The organism is Persicitalea jodogahamensis (assembly GCF_014651615.1).
Taxonomy (GTDB): Bacteria; Bacteroidota; Bacteroidia; order Cytophagales; family Spirosomataceae; genus Persicitalea; species Persicitalea jodogahamensis.
On sequence record NZ_BMXF01000002.1, the window covers coordinates 549,646 to 573,403 of the forward strand.

21 protein-coding genes are annotated in these 23,758 nt (G+C 51.1%); 13 read left to right on the top strand and 8 right to left on the bottom strand.

All coding sequences use genetic code 11. The annotated features are described in order from the left end of the window. Window positions 1–15 precede the first annotated feature (15 nt). Window positions 16–1,953 carry a penicillin-binding protein 2 gene (gene mrdA / locus IE117_RS12515; RefSeq protein ID WP_189564743.1) on the bottom strand — a complete coding sequence of 646 codons (1,938 nt, stop codon included), beginning with the start codon at window positions 1,951–1,953 and terminating at the stop codon, window positions 16–18. A gap of 173 nt (window positions 1,954–2,126) precedes the next feature. Then, on the bottom strand, window positions 2,127–3,086 hold the full coding sequence (locus IE117_RS12520; protein ID WP_189564744.1) for an SMP-30/gluconolactonase/LRE family protein: 960 nt from the start codon (window positions 3,084–3,086) through the stop codon (window positions 2,127–2,129). Window positions 3,087–3,263: 177 nt separating this feature from the next. Here IE117_RS12520 and IE117_RS12525 point away from each other — a divergent pair, with 177 nt between their 5' ends. The 3 genes from IE117_RS12525 to IE117_RS12535 all read left to right on the top strand — a co-directional run bounded on the left by IE117_RS12525 (window position 3,264) and on the right by IE117_RS12535 (window position 4,526). Further along, the gene (locus tag IE117_RS12525) at window positions 3,264–3,431 is read left to right on the top strand and encodes a hypothetical protein (RefSeq protein ID WP_189564745.1); all 168 of its coding nucleotides are present in this window, start codon (window positions 3,264–3,266) and stop codon (window positions 3,429–3,431) included. 1 nt (window position 3,432) lies between these two features. Then, on the top strand, window positions 3,433–3,816 hold the full coding sequence (locus tag IE117_RS12530; protein WP_189564746.1) for a hypothetical protein: 384 nt from the start codon (window positions 3,433–3,435) through the stop codon (window positions 3,814–3,816). Between the two features lie 203 nt (window positions 3,817–4,019). Then, complete coding sequence (locus tag IE117_RS12535) at window positions 4,020–4,526, top strand: hypothetical protein (protein ID WP_189564747.1); 507 nt, start codon at window positions 4,020–4,022, stop codon at window positions 4,524–4,526. A gap of 33 nt (window positions 4,527–4,559) precedes the next feature. Here the strand turns inward: IE117_RS12535 and IE117_RS12540 are convergent, their stop codons facing one another. Further along, window positions 4,560–5,273, bottom strand: a complete 714-nt coding sequence (locus tag IE117_RS12540; protein ID WP_189564748.1) for a YebC/PmpR family DNA-binding transcriptional regulator — start codon at window positions 5,271–5,273, stop codon at window positions 4,560–4,562. 179 nt (window positions 5,274–5,452) lie between these two features. Between IE117_RS12540 and IE117_RS12545 the strand changes: the two genes are divergently transcribed. The 6 genes from IE117_RS12545 to IE117_RS12570 all read left to right on the top strand — a co-directional run bounded on the left by IE117_RS12545 (window position 5,453) and on the right by IE117_RS12570 (window position 10,574). Further along, on the top strand, window positions 5,453–5,908 hold the full coding sequence (locus tag IE117_RS12545; RefSeq protein WP_229580810.1) for a GNAT family N-acetyltransferase: 456 nt from the start codon (window positions 5,453–5,455) through the stop codon (window positions 5,906–5,908). Window positions 5,909–6,279: 371 nt separating this feature from the next. Further along, window positions 6,280–6,555, top strand: a complete 276-nt coding sequence (locus tag IE117_RS12550; RefSeq protein WP_189564750.1) for a hypothetical protein — start codon at window positions 6,280–6,282, stop codon at window positions 6,553–6,555. A 10-nt stretch (window positions 6,556–6,565) separates the two neighbouring features. Beyond that, a complete protein-coding gene (locus IE117_RS12555; RefSeq protein ID WP_189564751.1) occupies window positions 6,566–7,132 on the top strand; it encodes a lipocalin family protein in 567 nt (188 codons plus the stop codon). A gap of 231 nt (window positions 7,133–7,363) precedes the next feature. After that, window positions 7,364–8,320 (top strand): methylenetetrahydrofolate reductase [NAD(P)H], encoded by a 957-nt coding sequence (gene metF, locus IE117_RS12560; RefSeq protein WP_189564752.1) that lies wholly within the window; start codon window positions 7,364–7,366, stop codon window positions 8,318–8,320. A 71-nt stretch (window positions 8,321–8,391) separates the two neighbouring features. After that, the gene (locus IE117_RS12565; protein WP_189564753.1) at window positions 8,392–9,096 is read left to right on the top strand and encodes a GDSL-type esterase/lipase family protein; all 705 of its coding nucleotides are present in this window, start codon (window positions 8,392–8,394) and stop codon (window positions 9,094–9,096) included. Window positions 9,097–9,230: 134 nt separating this feature from the next. Continuing rightward, on the top strand, window positions 9,231–10,574 hold the full coding sequence (locus tag IE117_RS12570) for an FGGY-family carbohydrate kinase (RefSeq protein ID WP_189564754.1): 1,344 nt from the start codon (window positions 9,231–9,233) through the stop codon (window positions 10,572–10,574). 114 nt (window positions 10,575–10,688) lie between these two features. On the opposite strand, the gene recG is transcribed toward IE117_RS12570, so the two are convergent. The 4 genes from recG to IE117_RS12590 form a co-directional block, all read right to left on the bottom strand. Further along, a complete protein-coding gene (gene recG / locus IE117_RS12575; protein ID WP_189564756.1) occupies window positions 10,689–12,791 on the bottom strand; it encodes an ATP-dependent DNA helicase RecG in 2,103 nt (700 codons plus the stop codon). A 51-nt stretch (window positions 12,792–12,842) separates the two neighbouring features. Continuing rightward, window positions 12,843–15,047, bottom strand: coding sequence for a SulP family inorganic anion transporter (locus IE117_RS12580; RefSeq protein WP_189564757.1), 2,205 nt, complete (start codon window positions 15,045–15,047; stop codon window positions 12,843–12,845). A gap of 131 nt (window positions 15,048–15,178) precedes the next feature. Further along, entirely contained in the window at window positions 15,179–16,417 is a 1,239-nt protein-coding gene (locus IE117_RS12585; RefSeq protein ID WP_189564758.1) for an MFS transporter, read from the bottom strand. Next, a complete protein-coding gene (locus tag IE117_RS12590; protein WP_229580813.1) occupies window positions 16,414–17,667 on the bottom strand; it encodes a peroxiredoxin family protein in 1,254 nt (417 codons plus the stop codon). Before IE117_RS12590 ends, IE117_RS12585 begins: the two co-directional genes overlap by 4 nt. Window positions 17,668–17,808: 141 nt before the next feature. Between IE117_RS12590 and rsmH the strand changes: the two genes are divergently transcribed. The 4 genes from rsmH (at window position 17,809) to IE117_RS12610 (ending at window position 23,074) form a co-directional block, all read left to right on the top strand. Then, complete coding sequence (rsmH, locus tag IE117_RS12595) at window positions 17,809–18,747, top strand: 16S rRNA (cytosine(1402)-N(4))-methyltransferase RsmH (protein WP_229580815.1); 939 nt, start codon at window positions 17,809–17,811, stop codon at window positions 18,745–18,747. Between the two features lie 64 nt (window positions 18,748–18,811). After that, window positions 18,812–19,213, top strand: coding sequence for an FtsL-like putative cell division protein (locus IE117_RS12600; protein ID WP_229580817.1), 402 nt, complete (start codon window positions 18,812–18,814; stop codon window positions 19,211–19,213). 65 nt (window positions 19,214–19,278) lie between these two features. After that, entirely contained in the window at window positions 19,279–21,480 is a 2,202-nt protein-coding gene (locus tag IE117_RS12605; RefSeq protein WP_189564760.1) for a PASTA domain-containing penicillin-binding protein, read from the top strand. A 118-nt stretch (window positions 21,481–21,598) separates the two neighbouring features. Then, entirely contained in the window at window positions 21,599–23,074 is a 1,476-nt protein-coding gene (locus tag IE117_RS12610; protein WP_189564761.1) for a UDP-N-acetylmuramoyl-L-alanyl-D-glutamate--2,6-diaminopimelate ligase, read from the top strand. Window positions 23,075–23,181: 107 nt separating this feature from the next. Here IE117_RS12610 and IE117_RS12615 read toward each other — a convergent pair whose 3' ends face one another. Further along, window positions 23,182–23,745 carry an autotransporter outer membrane beta-barrel domain-containing protein gene (locus IE117_RS12615; RefSeq protein WP_189564762.1) on the bottom strand — a complete coding sequence of 188 codons (564 nt, stop codon included), beginning with the start codon at window positions 23,743–23,745 and terminating at the stop codon, window positions 23,182–23,184. Window positions 23,746–23,758: the final 13 nt, after the last annotated feature.

A 23,758-nucleotide genomic window follows, 5' to 3' on the forward strand; every position in this document is an offset into this window, starting at 1 on the left:
ATATTTTTCACTCGCTTACTCTCCTGGTGAAGTGGTCTCCTTCGTCTTGGAGACAGGCTTAGCTTTCTTTTCGGCCAGCGGGGTGTCGAGTTCTTTCTTCTTAGTCGAATCTTTTATCTCGGGCTTTTTCGGAGCGGGAGCGGCTATGTGGGGCATGTAGTTTTTGTGGAGAATGTAGTTCTCGATAGCCTTGTTTTCCGTTTTGCCTTTCAAGTACCGTTCAATGACCAGGTTAGCGACCGGAGCTGCCGATACCCCTCCCCAAACACCGTTTTCGACGAAGGCCGCAATGGCGATCTTGGGGTTGTCGGCGGGCGCAAAGCCGATAAAGATGGCGTGGGCCGCTCCTTTTTTATTTTGGGAAGTACCCGTTTTTCCCGCAATCTGCACATCTGCAATTCGGGCCAGACGCATCACGGTGCCTGCTTCTACCGCCCCGACCATGCCAGGGATGACGGTCTCGAAGTGCTTTCTGTCGATGCCCGTTTCGTGCCGTATTTTGTACTCAGGCAGCGGATTGTCTTTCTTGCCTATGCCACTGACGATATGGGGGGTGTAGTAGTATCCCCGGTTGGCGATGATGGCTGCCACGTTGGCCATTTTCAGAGGAGTAATCAAAAGCTCGCCCTCACCGATGCTGAGCGAATACACATTCGAGAACTTCCAGCGCTTCACGCCATACACTTTGTCGTAGTATTCCACGTCGGGGAGGCTGCCTTTGTACTCGCTGGGCAGGTCCACACCGAGCCGTTCCCCAATACCGAATTTGGCGACCTGATCGTGCCACTTGGCCAGCCCCGTCCTGGATGCCTCATAGGTATTGCTGAGGTCGTTATTGTAAAGCATACTTTGAAAAACCCGGTAAAAGTAGGGGTTGCAGGAGTGCTGAACGGCCTGAGGAACGCTATTGCCGTGACCGCCGCCGTGGCATTTCATGGGTACACCGGCGTGCGAAAAGGCTGTGTTGGATGAAATCGCGCCCTGCTGCAAGGCCGCCAAAGCCTGGATCACCTTAAAAGTGGAACCCGGGCGGTAACTGGCCATGACCGGACGGTTGAACAGCGGCTTGTACGGGTTCTCGGCTAGCTCCCGATAATTTTCGGAGAAGTGACGCGTAGCTAGTTTATTAGGGTCGTAGTTGGGGGCGGAAACGATGGCCAGAATTTGTCCGGTGCTGGGTTCTATAGCCACTACACTGCCTACTTTATTGACCATCAGGCTGTCGGCGTATTGTTGTAAGTCGAAGTCGATGCCCGTGTAGAGGTTTTTCCCGGCCACGGCCATGGTATCAAGTTCGCCGTCCTTCCAGGAGCCCTTGACTACGCCATTTACATTCTGCATTACGAACTTGACGCCCCGACGGCCCCGGAGTTCTTTTTCGTAAAAACTTTCCAGTCCGCTCTGTCCGTAGTAATCGCCCTGCTGATAATAAAAGCCTTCCTGTTTTTTCAGTTGTCCTCCGGTGATCTCGCTGACGTAGCCGAGCGAATTGGCCATCGTCGGGGCCGTGTATGTACGCATGGAACTTTTGGCAAACTCGAAACCGGGGTAATCCACCATGATATCCTGGATGCGGGCAAAATCCTCCCGGGATAGTTGCCGAATAAACATCGAAGGCTTGGCGCGCGAATAACTGGCTGCGGCCGTCATGAGGCTGTCGAAAGTATGGCGCTCGATATTGAGAAGGCGGCAGAATTGCAGCGTGTCCTGCACCTTGGCCTTATAAGGTGTTACCAGTAAGTCGTAGACGGGCGTATTATAGACCATCAGCTTGCCGTTGCGGTCATAAATCTGCCCCCGAAAGGGTACTTCGGTGATTCGCTTGATGGAGTTGGCTGACGACTCGATCGAGTAACTGTCGTCCAGGACTTGCAAATGGAAGAGACGAAGAAGATAGGCGGTGCCTATCAGCCCAAAAAAGGTAATGATTACAAAACGTCGATTATCAAGCATTTAGTCCTAAAAATATTCCTGCCCCACAAATTTTCCCGCGAAGTTCGCCAGAATATGTTAAGAATCAAAGGGAGTTTACGAGTCTATAAGTTTAAAGTTTATGAGCTCGTGCCGCCGGAGACTCGTGTGACAAACTCATGCATTCACGGACTCAAGAACTCCTTAACTTTCAACTAAAAACCTGCTCCTTTCGCTTTCGTCCGAATTCGGCAGAGGTAGCCGTCGGCCGTTACATATAGAGTACTTCCGTCATCACCCCAGGCGCAATTGGCAGTGGCCTGCCCGGTTTCGATGCGGCCCAGTAGCTTGCCTTCTGGGCTTAATACTAAAATGCCGCCCGGCCCGGTGGTCCAGATATTGCCCGCCTGATCTAACTTTAAGCCGTCAGGAAGTCCCTGCAATCCCTTCTTTACCAACGGCGTAGCATCGTAGAAAAGTTTCCCACTACCCAAACTACCATCGTTCTGGACCGGATACTTCATCACCACAGCCCGCTCCGGGTCCGATTGCGCCACGTAAAGCGTCTTTCCATCGGGCGAGAAGGCGAGCCCGTTGGGCCGCGTCAGGTTTTCAATGACCCTAGTGACCTCCCCGTCAGGAGCGATCCGGTACACGCCAAAGGCATCGATTTCGCGCGTGGGGTCGTCCGCCTTTTTGGGCATGCCGTAGGGTGGGTCGGTGAAGTAGAAACTACCATTGCCCGCGTGCTGCACCACGTCGTTGGGGCTGTTGAAACGCTTGCCTTGGTAGCGGTCGGCAAGGGTGATTTTGCCGCCGCCCGTCAGCGGCATGGCCGATACGCGGCGGTCGCCGTGTTCACAGCTAATCAGGCGACCTTTATCATCGATCGTCAGGCCGTTGCTGCCGGGTTCGTCGCCATAGGTACCGCGTCCGGTAAAGCCCGAAGGTTTGAGAAAAACGGAAATTCCCTCCTTTTCACTCCACTTGAATATCGTATTCTGCGGTACATCCGAAAAAATCAGATAGCCGCCATCTTTGATCCATACCGGCCCTTCCGACCAGTCAAATCCTGTCGCAAGTACTTCAAGTTTGGTGCCCTTCGGAATTAATTTTTCGAAGCTTGGGTCGTCGTACTGGATTTGGCCGAGGGTAGGGTAAAGGGTTTGGGCCATGGTAGTGAAAGTGGTACAAAGTAGGAGAGCGAACAAAAGGATTGGCCTCATAAGTTTTTCAAAAATAGAGTTTTAGCTTTCTATAAAGAAAGCTTCTTCATTTATTCTTTTTACTCTAAGATCTGGCCTATGTATTTTTTTTTCCATTTTTAGAAATCAATTACCAATCCCCACACCATGAGCCACATAACCACACCCAAAGACGCTTTCATTGCCGAAATTGCCAGCTATCAGCAACTCGACCCTGCCGCCGAATCGTTCGTACGCGAGCGGCTACGCGTTACTGACTATGAAAGAAAGGGGTTGCAACTCCTTTATATGACTTTTCCAACTTCCATTTTTTAGTATGAGCCATCTTCCAAAATTTACTGTTTACGCTGTTGTACTTTGTCTGGTTTGTGGTTGTGGCAAGCCACTTGCTGATCTGGGTGTTGCCGGTAAAGTAGTTGGCAAGGATAATTGTAGGCTCTTCAACGGGAAACAAGCCTGGATTGTTGACGTAGACGCATCTACAGTCATAAATCCGAAAAATCAGAAACTTACATTCTCGTCTGGAATCGTAAATGGAAAAGTTTACAACAACTTGATCCGAGTATACTCTCCCTTCAACGAAAAAGATACTATCAAGAAAATAGCTTTTTTCGACTTAAACTTGATTGAAGCGAGCTGTGATAGTTCTTCTATAGAAATGCTTAGTTACGAGACAGATGGTTATGGAGAGTATAATTGATGGTGCTCTGTGGTCAGAGATCTCCATAGTCTTCTTCGGTACAGTGGCCGCAGGAATGCGGTCAAATGTTATTCGATCTCTTTTTATAGGTTGAAACTTTGTAACATGAAATTTCTTACAGAAATACTACACAGTTAAAACAGGACGTTTGTTGAATATCGATTTGATAGATAGTGCCTTGCTCCCTCAACATAATCTTCTATATGAAAAACTGTGCCTTAGTTTTATCCATAGTACTTTTCCTAAGCATTCATAATAGCTTTGGACAAAGTGTTCTGCAAGTCAGTCATCTTTCTACTGCAAAAATCACCACGATCAAGAAAGGAGATAATGTACAACTTTATTACGCTCTCCCTGACGGTGAAAGTATATTTATTTATGGTTCGGTTCGACAAATTAATGATAATCAAGTACTTCTAAGTAACGGTGCAGAAGTAAGCATTGATCGTATATTGAATGTGGATCGGGTTCCGCTCAAACGAATTATACCGATGGCGGCCCTTTTTGGAGTAGGAATCGGCGTAGTAGGAGTCGCTACTGGCGGAACGGTCCTTGTTCCAGCAATAGCTGCTACCCCGGCGATAACCTTTACTCTCTTTAACACGCTCAAGTACAATCGCCGACATCTTAAGCGCAACGAAGTGGGCCGCACTGTAGAATTGCAGATTGTCGCTACAGATAATAATCCGACCTTTGGAATGGTACGTTAGAACTACCAGTAGGTTCATTCCAAGCGTCCAATACTACCCCATCGTATGGTACACCCGCTGCACGTCGTCGTCCTCCTCGATGCGCTCGATGAGTTTTTCGACCTCGGCGGTTTCTTCCTCGCTTAATTTTTTGGTATCCTTGGGAATACGCTCGAAGTCCGCCTCGGCGATCTCGATATTGTTCTCCTCGAAGTAGCTCTGCAAACTACCGAAGGACGTGAACTCGCCGTACACATTGATCTGATCGGTCTCCTCGTCCAGGAACACCTCTTCGGCGCCGTAGTCGATCAGTTCCAATTCCAGCTCCTCCACGTCTTGCCCCGAGTTGGCAATCTTGAAGATGCACTTGCGGTCGAAGAGAAAATCCAGCATTCCCATCGTACCCAGACTGCCGCCGAGCTTGTTGAAGTAGCTGCGGACGTTGGCCACCGTGCGGGTAGGGTTGTCGGTGGTACTTTCGACCAGAATAGCGATACCGTGCGGACCGTAGCCCTCGTACACCATTTCTTTGTAGTCGGCCTGGTCACGTTCCGAAGCCCGCTTGATGGCCCGATCTACGGTGTCCTTGGGCATATTGGCGGCGCGGGCGTTCTGGATAAGTACCCGGAGCCGGGCGTTGGTGGCCGGATCGTCGGTACCCTCCTTTACGGCCAGTGTAATGTCCTTGCCAATGCGTGTAAACGTCTTGGCCATGTGGTCCCACCGCTTAAACATGCGGGCCTTCCGGTATTCAAATGCTCTTCCCATTTTTTTAATATTGAATTAGTGAATTTTGAATGAATGAATGTTTGACTCGGTTTTTCAGATCGGCGTCGCAGGTTTCTCATTCAAAACTTGTCTTGCAAACTAGTTTCTTGCTGCTTTGCAAAATTACAAAACCTGGCTTTATCGCCGCAACTATTATCTGCCTTCCCTTTTTAATGTTTATGCAAATTAACTGGACGCTTAAGACTTTTCCCGAACTGAGCCTCGATGAGCTCTACACGTTGCTGCGGCTACGGAACGAGGTCTTTATTGTGGAGCAGAACTGTCCCTTTCCCGATCTTGACGGTAAAGATCAGCTTTGCCACCATTTGCTGGGTTTATCTGAGGATTCTTCGTCTTTGGTCGCCTATACCCGTGTGGTGCCGCCGGGTGTCATCTACGATTTTGCTTCCATCGGACGAGTAGCTACTGCCCTGACAGTTCGGCGATATGGCGTCGGACGTGAGCTGATGCGGCGCAGCATCACGGCAGTCGAGGATTTATACGGCCCGGTCCCCATACAAATTGGGGCGCAACGCTACCTGCAGAAATTCTATGAGTCCTTTGGATTCAGGCAATTGGGAGATATGTACCTGGAAGACGGTATCGAACACATACTAATGCTCCGTGACGTATAGCCATGTTGTGGTAGGTTTGGGGCATTAGTGAGGTTTTTGAGGAGAATTTTACCAATATACGTTTGTTTGGGATGGAAATCGATATTTGATAAACTACCTCCAAGTTTATTATAATATTCTGAATATAAGTTAATTAACTCGATTTTATGTAATTAGTCTTTTTTTGGCATAAAGCTTTTAATAGAAATTCGTGTCAAGCTATTGACACCTGTGTATAGCGTAAATGTGCAGCCTTTCAACAGGCACACTAGTCATATCACAGATAGAGGAGGGTTTACACGGAATGGCCTATCGTTTTACGGTAGGCTATTTTTATTATTTAGTAGTTTTGAGCAAACGACCGTACCGACTTAACAAAATCAGAAGAACTCATGGAAACGAACCCTAAAAAAGAGACTGTCAACGAAAAGGAAGAACCCGAAAAAGTAAAGCACGTAGCTGCAGGAACCCCCGTAGCTTCGGGTGTGAAACATGACAAGAAGCACAACGATGACTCTCAAAAGGCTCCCGAGCGGCTGGATCAGGAGGCAAAGCAAGAATTCGAAGATCATAACATGAATGACAACAAGGGCTACAACGAAACGCCCAACGATGTCCCGATTGAAAATAAAGATATCGCGGACGAAGAAGAGAATACCACGAATTAAGTTATTGACAATGAGAGATAAAGAAAAGAAGGATTTTTTGATTTCGATAGCTGCCGGTTCCCTGGCGGGAGTGGCAGCCTATATGCTTACTTCATCCAAAGGCGATGAGCCGCTGGAAACCGTGCAACACGTCGATTTGGAAAAATACGTGGGGAAATGGTACGAGATTGCCTCTTTTCCGGCACCTTTTCAGAAAAACTGCACCTGCACCACGGCGGAGTATACCATTAATAACGATGGCACGGTAGCCGTCGACAACCGCTGCTACAATGTTAAAAAGCAGAAGTGGCAGCAGGCCACAGCCAAAGCCTTCGTGCGCAATGAGGCCACCAACGCCGAACTGGGCGTGCAGTTTTTCTGGCCTTTCAAGGGTGACTATTATATTATTGCCCTGGCTGACGACTACTCATATGCCATGGTCGGTGCGCCCTCCCGTGACTATCTCTGGATCTTGAGCCGCAAGCGCGAAATGCCCCAAAGTACCTTTGAAAAGTTGACGGCAATCGCCATTAGTAAGGGATTCGATGTAGGACGCCTGAAACGAACCAAACAGCACAACTGCGAGCCCGCCAGCTGATGGCGTCAAATGCCGAAGATAAAATATCTTATTTTGCTTTGATTTTTCATCTGAAAGACTAGCCTTTTGGTAGTTTTTATATCTGCAAAAAGTATATTTTATAGATAATTCATGTAAAAAGGGTAGTTTATGAAGAAAAGTAAAGCTAAATGAAATGCCGGATCTTTGCCCCGAATAGCTTAATTATCCCTTATTTTGTGGGGTAAGTCGAGCTATTCTTTTTTTTATAAAATGACCAAAGTTACCGAACACATTCAGCGGTCCGAGGGCCAAACGCTGTTTTCCATTGAAATCATCCCGCCCCTGAAGGGGCAGAATATTAATCAACTTCTTGACTCCATCGAACCATTGATGGAGTTCAAACCACCTTTTGTTGACGTGACTTATCACCGGGAAGAGGTGATTGACAAGCCGCAGCCCAACGGGCTAGTGCAGCGCATCCCGGTACGGAAGCGGCCCGGTACAGTGGGAATTTGCGCCCGGCTGATGGAGCGCTTTAAGGTGGATGCCGTACCACACGTAATCTGCGGTGGCTTCACCAAAGAGGAAACGGAGGATATGCTCTTCGACCTGCATTATCTGGGGATTGACAATGCGCTGATCCTGCGCGGTGATCCCGAGAAGTCGGCGGGGGTATTTCGGGCTAAAACCGGCGGCCACGCTTACGCCTCTGAGCTGATCAGTCAGGTGAGAGACATGAACCGGGGCGTGCTGCTTCACGAAGAGACTGAGGCCACACCCACTAATTTCTGTATCGGTGTGGCGGGCTACCCCGAGAAGCATTTTGAGGCTGCCAATTACGACACGGATTTGTCGTACCTCAAAAAAAAGGTTGAGGCTGGGGCCGAGTACATCGTGACCCAAATGTTTTTCGATAACCAGAAGTATTTTCAATTTGTGGAGCGCTGCCGCGCGGCAGGGATCACGGTGCCGATTATCCCGGGCCTAAAACCGCTCGCTACCCGGAACCAACTTACGGTACTTCCTCGCATTTTTCACCTCGACATGCCACAAGAGCTGGTGCAGGAAGCCGAAAAGTGTGCTACCAACGATCAGGTCAGGCAGGTCGGGATCGAGTGGGGCATCAAGCAATGTAAGGAGCTTATTGAGTTTGGCGTGCCGGTGTTGCACTTTTACACCATGGGCAAGTCGGACAACGTGATGCAGATCGCAAGAGGCGTTTTTTAGAGTGCTGACCGCAAACCATTATATTCTTTCCGGTTTTCTCTTTCTTGCTTGTACTACTAGAATCACAATCAATGCAAAAAACAAAAATTGCCGTCGTGCTGCTGACTCTGCTGGCACTGGCTTGTCATAAACAACCTTCTTATCAGCCGATTGGCGCACCATACACGCCCAACTATTCAGTTGAAAACAATAAAAATGACATTGCAGGCTTTGCCAGGCTAGACGCGGCCCAAATGCCTGCACCGGGCGGCATCGTCCTGACGGGTAGTTCGAGTTTTCGACTGTGGAAGAATGCCAGCGAAGATATGGCGCCATTGCCAATCGTCAACCGGGGTTTTGGTGGCTCCACCATACCCGAGATGATTCACTATATCGACGAAACGGTATTGAAATACAAACCTGAAACAGTAGTCACTTACTGCGAGAATGATATGTTTGTGGACAATACCAAAACTCCCGAGCAAACCCGTGACTCGTACGTGGAATTTACGCGACTGGTGCGTGAGCAACTGCCCGGCGTGCAGATGTATTTCGTATCCATCAAGCCATCCCCCTCGCGCTGGGCGCGGCGGGACGAAGTAATAAAAGCCAATCAGTTGATTGAAAACTTCGTAAAAAAGGACAAGAATCATGGCTACATTGACGTCTGGCCGGTCATGCTGAAAAACGGCCGTCCCGATCCCGGTATTTTCCTTAAAGACAGTCTGCACATGAATGCCGAAGGTTATCGTCGTTGGACGGACGTGATTAAGCCGGTTTTGAGTAAAAAAGGCTGATTTGTTGATTTGAGGATGTGTGAATTTGGGAAATATTGTTTTTCTTACCCGACCAATTCATTTACTCACCAAATCGACAACGCTACTGCTGCGGGTCGGCCTGTGCCGGCCGTTAAACCAATCAACAACAAAGAATGAAAGTTACCGCTGTATTCGACATTGGTCGTACTAATAAAAAATATATTTTGTTTGACGAAGCGTATCAAGTGGTGCGCGAAATCAAAGAGGTGCTGCCTGAAACCGTAGATGAAGACGGTTTCCCCTGCGATGATGTGGAATTGCTGACGAAGTGGGTGCAGGGGCACTGGGAGGAACTTAAAAAAGAAGAGGAATTTCAGCTTCAGGCGGTAAACGTTTCGGGCTACGGTGCCAGTTTCGTGCACCTGGATGCCTGGGACAAGCCCGTTGCCCCCCTTTATTCCTATCTGAAGCCTTTTCCCGATGACTTGGCCGCACAGTTTTACGGCGAATATGGTGACCCAATGAAGATTGCCCTGCAAACGGGTTCGCCGCCCATGGGTTTACTGAATTCAGGTCTGCAGGTGTACTGGCTCAAGCACAACCGCCCGGAGGTGTATGCCGAAGTGAAAACCTCACTACACCTGCCGCAGTACATCCTTTTCCTGCTGACGGGACGTAAGGTGAGTGATTTCACGTCAATCGGCTGCCATACCGCGTTGTGGAGCCTGGAAATGATGGATTATCATGAATGGGTGAAGAATGAAAAGATCGATAAGAAAATGGCCAACCTGTTGGCCGCATCTTCTTTTATCTACCGTTTCGACAAAAGCGTCATTCAGTCAGGCTTCGGTATTCACGACAGCTCAGCGGCGCTGATTCCTTACCGCATGGCTTTCAAGAAGCCGTTTATTCTGCTTTCTACCGGAACCTGGTGCGTTAATTTCAACCCTTTCGCTACCAATCCGCTTACTTCGGAACAACTCGAACGCGATTGCCTGCACTTCATGACTCCCGAAGGCAGCGGCGTAAAGGCTTCACGCGTATTTATGGGTCGGGAACACGACTATCAGGTAACACGGATCAATGAGTACTTTAACCTTGATCCGGAATATTGCCGCAATATATCTTTTGACGAAAAGTACCTGACTCAAGATGCTCCGCCGTTTTATCCGGCCTGCATGGAAGGAAACGGACCATTCCCCGAACCACAGCCAGGCCCCTGGCAAATTAGCGCCTTTGCTACCCCCGAAGCCGCCTACCATCACCTTCTGATCGGCCTGACTCATATTGTTGCTGAGTCTTTGAAACTGATTGGTGTGGACGCGATCCCTACACTGTTTATTGATGGAGGATTCGCCAAAAACGAGATTTTTACGCAATTGCTCGCCCGAACATTCTCCGACAAAGAGGTATTTACAACGCTGCTGCCCTATGCGGCCGCACTCGGTGCTGCTCTTCACGTTACCCGCCCGAATACTTTTGAGTTTCCGGGTGAAATCGTGAAGGTGGAGATTTGAGAAGCGTTGCGCTTTTAGGTGAAGGGTTAAAGGGTTAAGCGGGTAGTAAAGAGAGCGGAGAGCGTTGCTGGATTTGCCAAAAACATCGTTTAATCTTTTATCCCTTAACCCCTTTCAACTAATTCTGCTCCAGTTTGTATCCGACGCCCTGAGGCTGTCCAAATGTCCGCGAATGGCGGCGTAAGGAGGTGTTACCAAATCCGGGTCGGCGTCCAGGATAGCTTCAGCGGACTTGCGGGCCTCTTTCAGGATGGCGCCGTCTTTGGCCAGGTCGGCGATAATCAGGTCCATGATGCCGCTTTGCTGAGTACCCGTCAGGTCGCCGGGGCCGCGCAGCTCCAGATCCACTTCCGAAATCTCGAAACCGTTGTTGGTGCGGCACATCGTTTCCAACCGCTTTCGGGTATCCTGGCTGAGTTTGAAATCAGTCATCAGAACGCAGAAAGATTGTTCGGCACCCCGGCCCACGCGGCCCCGCAACTGGTGCAATTGCGCCAGACCGAATCGCTCGGCGTTTTCGATTACCATCACTGAGGCGTTAGGTACATTCACGCCTACCTCGATGACCGTCGTAGCTACCATGATTTTAGTCTCGTTCTTGACAAAACGTGCCATCTCATAGTCTTTGTCTTGGGGCTTCATCCGCCCGTGCAGAATGCTCAGAGGTACATCGGGGAAGGAACGCGAAATGCTCTCGTAGCCATCGGTCAGGTCCTTTAAGTCCATTTTCTCAGATTCCTCGATCAGCGGATAGACAATGTAGATCTGGCGTCCCTTAGCGATTTCCTCTTTCAGGAAACCAAATAGCGTGGCCCGGTGCGCATCATAGCGGTGGACGGTCTTGATAGGCTTACGTCCGGCGGGTAGTTCATCGATCACAGAAATGTCTAAGTCGCCGTAGAGCGTCATTGCCAGCGTACGGGGAATGGGCGTGGCGGTCATGACCATGATGTGCGGGTGAATTTCCTCATTCTTGGCCCACAGCCTGGAACGCTGGGCCACGCCGAAGCGGTGCTGCTCGTCGATGACGCAAAATCCCAGGTTTTTGAATTGTACCGCGTCCTCAATCAAAGCATGGGTGCCCACGAGGATTTGCATGGCGCCGCTCTGTAATTCCTCGTGCAGAACACGCCTGTCTTTCTTCTTGGTCGATCCTGTGAGCTTGCCGATGTTGATGCCCAGCCGCTCGGCGTACACTTTCAGGCCCTGATAATGTTGGTCGGCCAGGATTTCGGTTGGAGCCATCAGGCAGGCCTGCGCACCGTTGTCGAGAGCCATGAGCATGGCAATGAACGCTACAATGGTCTTGCCCGAGCCTACGTCACCCTGCAAAAGGCGGTTCATCTGGCGGCCCGTTTTGAAGTCGTCATGAATCTCACGAAGTACCCGCGCCTGAGCGTTAGTGAGTTCAAAGGGCAGGTGATTGTCATAAAATTCTTTCAGCAGTTCCACCTTGTCGAACACCTGGCCGGGAAACTCGTTTTTTTGCAGAATTTTACTCTTAATTAGGCGCAACTGATTGTAAAACAGCTCCTCGAACTTCAACCGTCGCGTGGCCTGATGCAGATGCGCCTGGGAAGGCGGCAAATGAATGCTCCACAGCGCTTCGGCCTTCGACGCCAGGCGGTACTGCGTAATCAATGCTTCGGGCAGCGTTTCGCGGATGTGCGGCGTAGCGATTTCCAGCAGCGATTTCATCATCCGGCTGATGGTGCGGCTGTCCACCCGTCGCTTGCGGAGCATGTCTGTCAGTGGATAAATGGGCTGCCAGGTACCGCCGTTGATGTTCTCGGGCGTGAGCAGTTCGATGTCAGGATGAGTGATGCTATAGCGGCCGCCAAATTCGGCCGGTTTACCGTATACGATGTAGTCGGCATTTTTGCGCAAGCTTTTCTCAAACCACGAAATGCCATGAAACCACACCAGTTCGAGGATGCCGGTACCATCGGTAAAAGTACCTACGAGGCGTTTTTTGTGCCCTTCCCCCGTAATCAGCCAATCCTTCAACCGACCCTTAATCTGCGCGCCGGGCAGCAGCTCACTTAGTTCATTGATGTGATGAAACTGAGAGCGATCCTCGTGTCGGAAGGGGTAGTGCTGCAGCAGGTCACCATAGGTGAAGATGTTCAGCTCCTTGTTGAGCAGCGCGGCCCGCTGCGGTCCCACGCCTTTGAGGAATTCAATTTTGGTATCGAAAAAATGGGTGCGTTCGGTCATGAATGGCGGCTATTCCGGTTTTTTCAAATTTACGAAATACGTGCCAACCTGCTACTTGATCAACTGCATCAGTTTCTGAGAAAAAGCAATCAATTGCTCAAATTCACGCCGCTTTGCCTTTTTAAGTTCGTCATTGAAAATGATGATCGACTCGCCGTTGCTTTCAAGGTGCTGAATGCTGCTGGCCTCGATAAGGCGTTCCAGAGCGGGATTCATGAATTTGTCCATGGCGTCCGTATCCTCGACCTTCACCACAAATTTTTTGGAGAAATTCTCGTAGCGCAGGAAGTCGATGTCTTTGCGAAGCGAAGGATCGATCAACTTGTCCATCAAATCTTTGCGCTCGATGGTAAAGCGCGGAATATCGTCGGGAAACTTGATGAGATCGATCGTTGTGGTGAATTCCTGATAAGACTCAAAGGCCCCCACCTCGAACTGTACATCGGAAATTTCCCATTCCAGATCCCGCGTTTTCCCCGAGATGCGGTTGTACTTGGCGTCGACGGGACGGCTCCTGAAAAAATAAAACGTTTCCAGATAGTCGAGGTTCTCTTTGGGCTCGGGCTGAAATGCGTAGTTGTTTTCGATGGCCATGGCTTTCAATCGCAATTGCCGGGGCGTCAGCTCATTTTCGGGGTCTTTAAGCAGTTTCAGGGCCAGCTTGTTTTTTGAAGTGGAAAAATAATTGCCAAAACCTGAGAAAGTCACTTTACCTTCTGTTCCCAGGTGCAGTCGCTGGAAATCATACAGATGTTCCATAATGGAAAGGTCGATCAGTCGCGCCCGCCCGGCATTGATGTTTACTTGGGCACCGTTGGGGATTTTTTCCAGTAGATTAGTTAGTCGAATGGTTGTCAGGAAATTGGCGATCCCATCCAGCGTCAGTTCCCAGGAGCCATCACCTTGTTTTTCCAAAGTGAATTTTGATTTAAAAATCAGTCGGAAAAACTGCGGGATACTGACCTTGGCAATGAAGATATGAGCGATCAAAACCACGACTAACCCACCAAATACCCCAACGAGCAGGTTGGTGAGCAGCGTGATTGTCAGCGTACTTATAAAAAATACAAGCTGTTCGAATCCTTGTTCATACACGAGACGAAACACCTTGGGCGATGCCAGCCGGAAACCAATGAAGACCAGCAGCGCCGCCAGCGCCGCCAGCGGTATTTTCTGGATGACGGGCGAGAGAATAAAGACAAAAACCAGTAGAAACGAGCCATGGTAGAAGTTGGACCATTTGGTTTTGGCGTGGTTCTGAATGTTGACCGTGCTGCGCACAATGACGGTGATGATGGGCAGCCCGCCGATCAACCCAGAGAGCATGGTACTTAGTCCGACGCCGACGAGGTCTTTATTCAAGTCCGTTTTACGCTTGTACGGGTCTAGCTTGTCAATGGCCTTACAGGCCGCCAGCGATTCGATGCTCGCGATCATGGTGATAGAGATGACCGAGGTCCAGAAAGGCCAGTCGCCAATACGCGAAAAATTCGGGAATGCGATGGCATTGAGCGGGTTGTTAGGGACAGATACCAGCAGGTGCGGCCCCAAATAATGCTCTTTACCCAAAAAACTCACTACGTGGGTATCAAAAAAATTGAAGGCGTACACGAAGGGAATGGACGCCAGAAGTACCCACATGGGGGCGGGCAGGAGTTTGAAAAATCCCTGGCTGGTGCGGGCGTGGACGATCAGAATGGTCAGCCCTACGACCGAGATGATCGCTACGAAGGGGTTGATTTCAGAAAATTGGTCCAGGACATCCCCAAAAATCTGAAACACCTTGGTGGAAAAAGTCTCGGTTCCAAGCGCGACGTGGATTTGTTTGGCAATGATGATCACACCGATTGCCGCCAGAATGCCGCGAATAACGGTGGAATGAAATACCTCGGCCAGCCGACCCAGCTTCAGCAATCCCAACAGCACCTGCATGCCGCCTGCAACGACGACGGCCGCAAAAATATAGTTCAGGGTCTGCCCGCTACCGTCGTTCAGCGAAATGGCCGAACCCAGGATTACAGCGATCAGACCCGCCGTAGGGCCATTGATGGCAACGTGACTGCCGCGAAAAAAAGTGGTGACGACGCCACCGATGATAGCGGCAAAAAGGCCTGCCATCGGTGGTGCTTCGGAGGCGATGGCAATACCCAAACCCAGCGGCAGAGCGACGAGTGAAACACTTAAAGCGGCCAGCAGATCGCTTTGCCAGTTTTCTTTCAGACCTGCCAGCCCGGTCTTGGGTACAATTTGCATCATCTACCCACAACGTTTTAGAGGGACAATAGTTCGGGTAGTTTTGCCGCTTCTACATGTGGAAGAAGGAAGATAAAGCCCCTTTTAACTCGATAACAGGCGGCTGTGAAACGTCAGGCTACAAAGGGAAAGCTTCATTTCACCAAAACCGGAGGTGCCGTCTCTGGTTTGGCCATTGGGGCTGCATCGACCGGCTTCACCAGACGGGCGATAAAAATGCTGCCGAAAATAGCGGCCATGGCCAGAAAGCCCACCGTGCCATAATGGGTGAGTTGGCCGGTAGCCGTTTTGCCAATGATGACACCAGCGCCGTAGGTGGCCAACGCCTGAGAAAGCAATTGAACCGAAGAATTGATGGCCATGAAACCGCCTCGGTTTTGCGGCAGCACCACCGAAGTTGTCATGGCCTGGGTCGGGACGAGCCGTCCATTGGAGAAGATAAAGAACATCCCGGACACGAACAGCACGTACACCAATGGTGACGGCGACATGTGCGTAATCAGGTAAATCGGGATGAGCGACAGCAGCGCAAAGGTGACGAAGACAGGAAACTTTCCCTTGCGATCGGCAAGCTTACCCACCAGCGGCGCAGAGAAGATCGTTAATGCTCCGCCGACCAGATAAATCAGGTAAATGTCGGACTCACTGTACCCAACATTGGATACCAGATAAGGGGAGATATAGGGAATGATACTGAAATGCCCCAGCATAATAGTGGTTGTCAGCCACAAAGCCCGCAACTGATTCGGGTTGCGGATGATCGTTGTCAGAACGGCGATGGGATTGGGCCGCTGATCCTTGCTGACAAGATGCGAATCCAGCCGGGGAACAAATTGCCAAATGAGCAGCCAAACCCCGATTCCCAGAAAACCAACCGCCAGAAAGGGCGCATGCCAGCTGTATTCAGTAGCGATATACAGCCCTAGGGGCACGCCCACGACGGATGCTGCCGAGAAGGCTGTCATCACGATGGACATGGCCTGGGCCCGGCGTTCGTAGGCAAACACATCGCCTACGATAGATAACACCTGTGCTCCCAGAATTCCGCCGAATGTTCCCGCCAGTACCCGGGCTGCAATCAGCATTTGGTAGTTGGGGGCGAGGCCACACGCCAGCGTGCCGACGACGAAGCCAGCGTAGGCTGTCAGCACTACCTGATTACGCGGGAAACGATCCACAACGAAAGCCGCCAGAAAACCGGAAATACCCGCGCTCAAACTATACGAAGACACGATAAACCCAAACGCCTGTGGTCCAATGCCGAAGTGCCGCATCAATTGCGGCCCCAGCGGCATCATGATCATGAAATCAACAATGTGCGTGAAATTGATGCACGCCAGAACGAGAAGAAGGAGCTTTTCCTGTTTGGTCATTCCTCTACCAACTTATCCACCAGGCGGTTGAAATCGGCAACGAACTCATCATAGTACTTGCCCGTACCGGGACCCGAAAAACCAGTATGAATGTTGCGGACGTTGTGTTTTTTATCCAGAATAATGGTCGTTGGGAACGACATAATGTGATTTAACATTGGCAGCGAGGTAGCGGCAGAGTCCTTGTCGCTGAGTCCGGCGAGCAAGATCGGATAATAAACATCGTAGCGTTGCGACATCTTCCGCAGCTTGGGAGCGGAATCTTCCAGCTTGTCTGACCGCTCGAAAGCCAATCCGACGATTTCGACCCCCCGATCGCGGTTTTTCTTGTACCAGGGCGCCAGGAAACGCGTTTCGTCCATGCAATTGGGGCACCACGAACCCATGATCTGCACGACCACCACCTTATCTTTAAAAACAGGATCTTGCAAAGAAACCATGTTGCCATCGGCATTAGGAAATTCAAAATCGAAGGAGTCGTAGCCGGGCTTGAGGTAGGTCAGCGTATTGGCGTCAGGTAGTTTGGCATCGGCATCGGGGCGGGCGGTCCAGGTTTCATAGCCCGTCAGGCCGTAAAACGCTTCGCCATTCAGACTTCCGTCGGCTTGCAGTGCGGCGGTGAACAGGAATACGTGCGAGCCGTCGAAGCAGGAAAGGTAAACGCTATCCCCTTTGACATTGCCCGCCAGGTAGCGGTAATCCCCCGTAGGCGTAAGGAAAGTACCTGTAAGTTCTGCGCCTTCCTGGGCAAAAATGCCCACGGCTTCGTACGAATCCTCGGGATCTTCGCTGCGGAAAGTGACTGCCCACTTTCCGCCCACGGTAGCACTACTCTCACTAATGCCTGGTTCAAAAAACCGGTACTCCTGACCATAAACAGCTTCAAAGGGTAGTTCTCCGGGCGCTCTTCCCGGCCGACTCTCCCGCCAAACACCCGTAAGCCGGTCTTCGCCAATCTTGCCGATCAGCTCCGAGTCGTACAAATCCATCGGAATGTGCAGCGAATCATTTTCAACGTAAGCGGTATCCATTTTGAAGCGTTCGGTGCCGTTCAGGGCGTAAGCGGAGTAGGTCTTCCCGTCAGAATTCGCCTCGATGTCGAGCAGGAAAGGCAGGGTGTGGCCGTCGCGAATCAGGGTGGCCCGCCAAGTGCCGTTCTTGACGGTAGTCGTGGAAGACGAACCGGACGAATCGCAGGCGGCCATAAAAAGGCTTAGAATGCCTAAAATCCAGTAGGATAGCTGCTTCATTATTAATTTTTTAATAAAAAGAAGGAGGATAGTGTGAAAAATTAAATCCGCGAAAAAGGGCCCGCCTTCCCCCGGAAAATTATTAAGTTTGTAACGGACTCGCTGCAAAATAAAGTTCCGGGTCTGACCAGTGCCTGACTCATGAAATCTGAAACTACCATCCCCACCGCTTACCACGCTCCTGTGATGCTTACCGAATGTCTGGATGGCCTTGCCATCCGGCCTGAGGGGACTTATGTGGATGTGACTTTCGGCGGTGGAGGTCACGCCCGGGCTATTCTGGAAAGGCTTACGACTGGGCGCCTGCTGGCCTTCGACCAGGACGCCGATGCGGCGGCCAATGCCCGGGAGCTGAAAAACGACACGCGTTTCACCTTCATAGCCGCCAACTTCCGGCATTTGACGCGTTATCTGAAATTGTACAAAGCCGGCCGGGTGGATGGTATTCTGGCTGATCTGGGAGTGTCGTCGCATCAATTCGACACCGCCGAACGCGGTTTTTCCACGCGTTTCGAGGCCCAACTCGATATGCGCATGAATCAGCAGGGAGAGCGCAATGCCCGGCAGATTCTGAACGAGTACAGCGCGGCGGAGTTGCAGTCCGTGCTGGGGCGCTATGGTGAGGTTCATAACGCGCGCACCGTGGCCGAAGCCATCGTCGCGGTCCGCCATAATTCCCCGATTCAGACAGTCAATGATCTGAAAGCCGTAGCCCAGCGCTACGCGCCCCGCCATCGCGAAAACAAGTACTTTGCCCAAATCTTCCAGGCTTTGCGCATCGAGGTGAACGAGGAGATGGCCGTGCTGGAAGAGTTTTTGATTCAGGTACCCGAGGTCCTGGCCCCCGGCGGCCGACTGGTGGTGATGTCCTACCACTCGCTGGAAGACCGCCCGGTTAAAAATTTCATCAATAAAGGAAAACTGGAAGGTGAAGTGGAAAAGGACTTCTACGGCAACGAAATCAAGCCCCTCCGAGCCATTACCCGCAAACCGCTGGAAGCTTCCTCCGAAGAAATTGAACGAAACCCGCGCGCAAGGAGCGCCAAGCTAAGGATAGCGGAGTTAAATTCGAATGAGTGAATGAAAGAATATTGCTGGCGTCAGCCTGTTTTATCATTCATTCTATCATGCAAAATTAATACCCATGAACAAACGCCGTACTCCCCCGCCGCCGCCCAAACCAAAACGAGAGTTTTCGCTCTTCAACTGGTTGAATCGGTTTTTGCCCCTGGAAAGAATTTTTGGAGAGAAAGACGAACGCCATCAGGACCGGGTACCGGTTCGTTATTTCTATTATTTCCTGTGGATTGTATTTCTGTTGGTGGCTTACGAAAGACTGGGCTATCTCTCGGAACAGTTTGTTCGTAAAAGCCTGAAATTGAAAGCGGAGGTGGAAGACCTTCGCGCCGAGTACACCGCCACCAAGGCCGAGTACATGAAAAGTGGCAAGCAATCCGAAATTGTCGAGCGCGTGAGAATATTGGGTCTGGAGGAAAACCTGACTCCGCCCAAGAAGATCGTTTCGACTTCGGAGGAAAGAGAATGAGTACTGGAGAGTTGGCAAGAGGAAGCGAAGGCTGTGATAGGCTGCCCCAGCTAAAAGATTAACCCATGAAGAAAGGAAACACTAGCGAGAAAGAGGCCCTGATGAAGCGGGCCTATGTGGTTGCTACAATACTGGTACTGCTGGCGGTAGTGGTAGTCGGGCGACTGGTCTGGATCCAGCGTGTTGCGGTCTATAAGGGAAAGACATGGAAAGAACGCGCGGAAGCCAGTACCATGCGAATGGACACCACGCAGGCTATGCGGGGTAATATATATGCCAGTGACGGTAGCCTGCTGGCGACCTCTATTCCATATTACTATGTGGTGTTCGATGCCAAATATCCCGATAGTTTGTTTCTCGCCCATCACCTCGATGCCCTGGCCGACAGCCTTGTAAGTGCGTTCGGGAGACATACCAAAAGTGGGTATAAGTCGATGATTGAGAAAACCCGCAAAGGAGGGAGATCCACCTTAAGACTGCATCCCAGGGCCATTAGCTACCGGACAAGGGAACGAATCAAGCGCTGGCCATTTTTCCGAAGGGGGGACGACACCCTGAAGGCGGCCAACGGAAAGATTCTTTACAGGAAAACGATCGCCGGAAAGTTTACTACCGAGTACCGCCGCTATCGGCCCTTTTCACCTATGGCCGACCGCACCGTTGGTACGGTCAATTCCGAAAACGGCCGGGGCCGGGTGGGGCTGGAAGCCAGTTTCGATCGGCAACTGGCTGGCACCAACGGGGCCAGTTGGGTGCAGGTACTTCCCCGCGGGGTGCGTTTGCCCGTCTCGGACGAATTCAATCTACATCCCGAACCGGGCCACGACATCCATACTACACTCGATATCAACTTCCAGGATGTGGCCGAGTCATCCTTGAAGAAAGCATTGGAAAAGTACCAGGCTAACTTCGGATGCGTGATTGTAATGGAAGTAGCCACGGGGAAAATCAAGGCGCTTTCCAACCTTACCCGCAAAGGAGCTGGGCAATTTGTGGACGATCAGAATTATGCGCTTGCGATGGGAGCCGATCCGGGCTCCACTTTCAAGCTGGCTACCATGATGGCCGTGCTGGAAGAGACAGGCATCGATCCGGAAAAGGTATGGGTGGACACGGGCAAAGGCCGGCTGGTTTATCGCGGACTGGCTATCAATGACGCCCACCGGGGCGGTTTTGGCAAACTGACTGCCAGCCAGGTACTCGAGAAGTCGTCGAACATCGGGACGCATTTGCTGATGCAGAGGTACTTTTATAGCAAGCCTGATAAATACTTGGCCTATCTCGAAAAATTTCGCCTCAAAAACCGCACAGGGGTTCACATGCAAGGCGAGGCCGCACCGTTCCTTCGCGACCGTGACTCGAAGCTCTGGGGCAAAACGTCGCTCACGCCGATGTCCTATGGGTATGATATGCGGATGGCACCCATCCAGATCCTGGCCCTTTACAACGCCGTAGCCAATCAGGGCTACTGGGTGCGCCCGATGATTGTGGAGCAGATCCGCAGTTCCAGCGAGATTGTAAACACCTACGAACCATACGTCACCCCGTCACCAATCTGCTCGGAACGTACCATCAGGCTGGTGCAGGGAATGCTGGAAGGCGTAGTGCAGCGCGGCACAGCTCCCGAACTTAAAGCCAGCCCCTACCGTGTGGCGGGCAAGACGGGAACCGCTCAGAAAATTGTTGACGGCAAATACATGGCCCGCAGGGGGTTGCGCGTATCTTTTGTAGGCTACTTTCCCGCCGACCGTCCCAAGTACAGCTGTCTGGTGATGGTGGATAATTCCATCGCAGGCGGTTCGGACCTTTACGCCGGAGAAGTGGCTGCGCCCGTGTTCAAGCAGGTGGCCGACCGCATTTATGCCTACGACCTGAGTCTGCATGAACCCGCCCAACTGGCTCCCGCGGGGGTTCCTGCCCCGGTAAAATGGGCAGGCCGGGCTGACGAGGTGGAAGTGATGGCAAAAGTACTGAACCTGAATACTCCACCCGAAGATGAATCTGATTCGGATGGAACACCAGCCGACAGCAACCGCTGGATGCAGGGTAGCACTGCCTCCGAAGGGAAAACCAAGTGGGTGGCTCGTTCGGTCGAAAAGGCACAGGTGCCTGATTTGCGCGGAATGTCGTTGCGTGATGCGCTTTTCATTATGGAAAACAGAGGTTTTCGCGTAGGATTTAAAGGATCAGGCAAGGTCGTGTCGCAGTCGTTGGCGCCTGGTGCCAGCATCGCAGGCGCAAAGCGGATTATGCTGGGTCTGGAATAATCTGGAGTCGAAAGTCTTTTTACCAACTGCTTTGTTTTAAAGCGGTAGTCAAGTACCTGCGAAATCTTGCCCATGGATGTCGGAGTGAAAGATTACCCACCCTATTTAGTTTTTTGAAATGGAAGAGATTTCTAAGTCTTTATATACCCTACTGAAAGAGATTCCCGAAGCGAATGTAGTCGGTGATACTGACCGGTCGATACAGGGTATCGTGCTGGACTCGCGTAAAGCCGGGCCGGATTCGCTTTTCGTAGCGGTGCGCGGGACGCAGGCGGACGGTCACGATTTTATCGAAAAAGCCCTCGACCTGGGGGCAAGTGCTATTTTGTGCGAGGAGCTGCCCGCCGTTACACGTCCCGGCGTGACGTACGTTCAGGTTTTGGATTCGGCGCGGGCGATGGGATTCCTGGCGTCGGCTTTTTACGGACATCCTTCGCAGGATTTTCATTTGATCGGCGTCACCGGAACCAACGGTAAAACCTCCGTGGCTACCCTTCTATTCAGAATGTTTCGGACCCTGGGTTACCGTTGCGGACTGATCTCGACGGTGCAGAACCAAATCGAGGATGAGGTCATACCCTCCACCCACACTACGCCCGATGCCGTGACCCTCAACGGCCTGCTGGCACAGATGCGGCAGCAGAACTGCACCCATGTATTCATGGAGGTGAGTTCTCACGCCGTCACGCAGCAGCGGGTCACTGGATTAACGTTCAGCGGCGGAATTTTTACCAACATCACCCACGATCACCTCGATTTTCACAAGACCTTCGATAACTATATCAAAGCCAAAAAGGGATTTTTTGACCAACTACCCCGTACGGCTTTTGCCCTTGTCAATATCGACGACCGGCGGGGAAGCGTGATGGTACAGAACACTGCGGCCAAAGTGGAAACTTACTCGCTGCAAACCATGGCTGCGTTCAAAGGGAAGCTGCTTTCTGAAACGCTTTTCGGGATGCACATGGATTTGAACGGTCACGAAGTCTGGTTCCGGCTCATTGGTCGCTTCAATGCGTATAATTTGTTGGCGGTGTACGGCGCGGCTATTCTTCTGGGCGAAGCTCCCGAAGAAGTATTGTCAGCGCTATCCGAATTACAAAGTCCGCCGGGCCGTTTCGAGCAGGTACATTCGGCCAATAAAGTGGTGGGAATTGTGGATTATGCCCACACGCCCGATGCGCTGCAGAATGTGCTGGAGACGATCAACGAATTGCGCCATGGGGAAGAGCAAATCATTACGGTGGTGGGCTGCGGCGGAAACCGGGACGCGGAGAAACGACCCAAAATGGCGGCCATTGCCAGTAAAATGAGCGATCGCGTGTACCTGACCTCCGACAATCCGCGCCATGAAGAGCCACAGGCTATTCTGGATCAAATGCTCGCGGGCGTGCCACCTTTACATTTCAAGAAAGTAGCCTTAATCCCCGAGCGACGTGAGGCCATCTACCGTGCCTGCGCCGAGGCTCAACCCGGCGACATTGTGCTAGTCGCGGGCAAAGGCCACGAAACTTACCAGGAAGTCAAGGGCGTCAAGCACGATTTCGACGACCGTAAAGTACTGCTAGAGGCATTCCTGGCGACGGGGAAATAACTGAAGATCGGTAGTTTAGAAGCTGTTTGAGTTGATCCTTTAAATCAAAAAGGGCGTTTTTTTACCAATCCAGCGTCTCCAAAATCCTAGGTTGCTTTCCCAGAACATCATTTGATTTTAAAGCCGACACCCAGCGTCGCGTTGAATTCGTTGCTTCTATGCTTGGTGAAATTTTTCTCTACCTGAGCATTGATTGACCAGCGAGAACCAATTTTGTACTGCGCCCCTACGCCTACACTGAGCATTCCCTGGTTGGAGTAGGTGGGAATCCGCTCCAATCCATCGATGATCGGTCCTACCGCTATCGCAACCTTTTTGTAATCGAAGCCGCGGTATTGTCCATAAAAATAACCTGCCTGCCCGTACAGCAACCACCTATTAGTTTGCAAAAAGTTAAAGCGCGTGCTTAGTCCTGCTCCCAGATACCCATCTACCCCCACAGGGCCATAGAAGTCATGTCTGCCTTCGAGCCGAATAGCCCAGTTATCCTTGATAAAGTATTGGGCATATGGATTTGTTCTTATAAAGCCCCCCGATTTATTGTTGTATCCCACGCTTTCAACGATTCCAATCTGGATTCGCCCCTGGGTAGGGTTGGATGTTTCAATGGAGGTTTGGGCCAAAACGCCCAGAGGGAGAAGAAGGGTAACTGCTAACAAATAATTTTTCATTTTAAGATTTGGG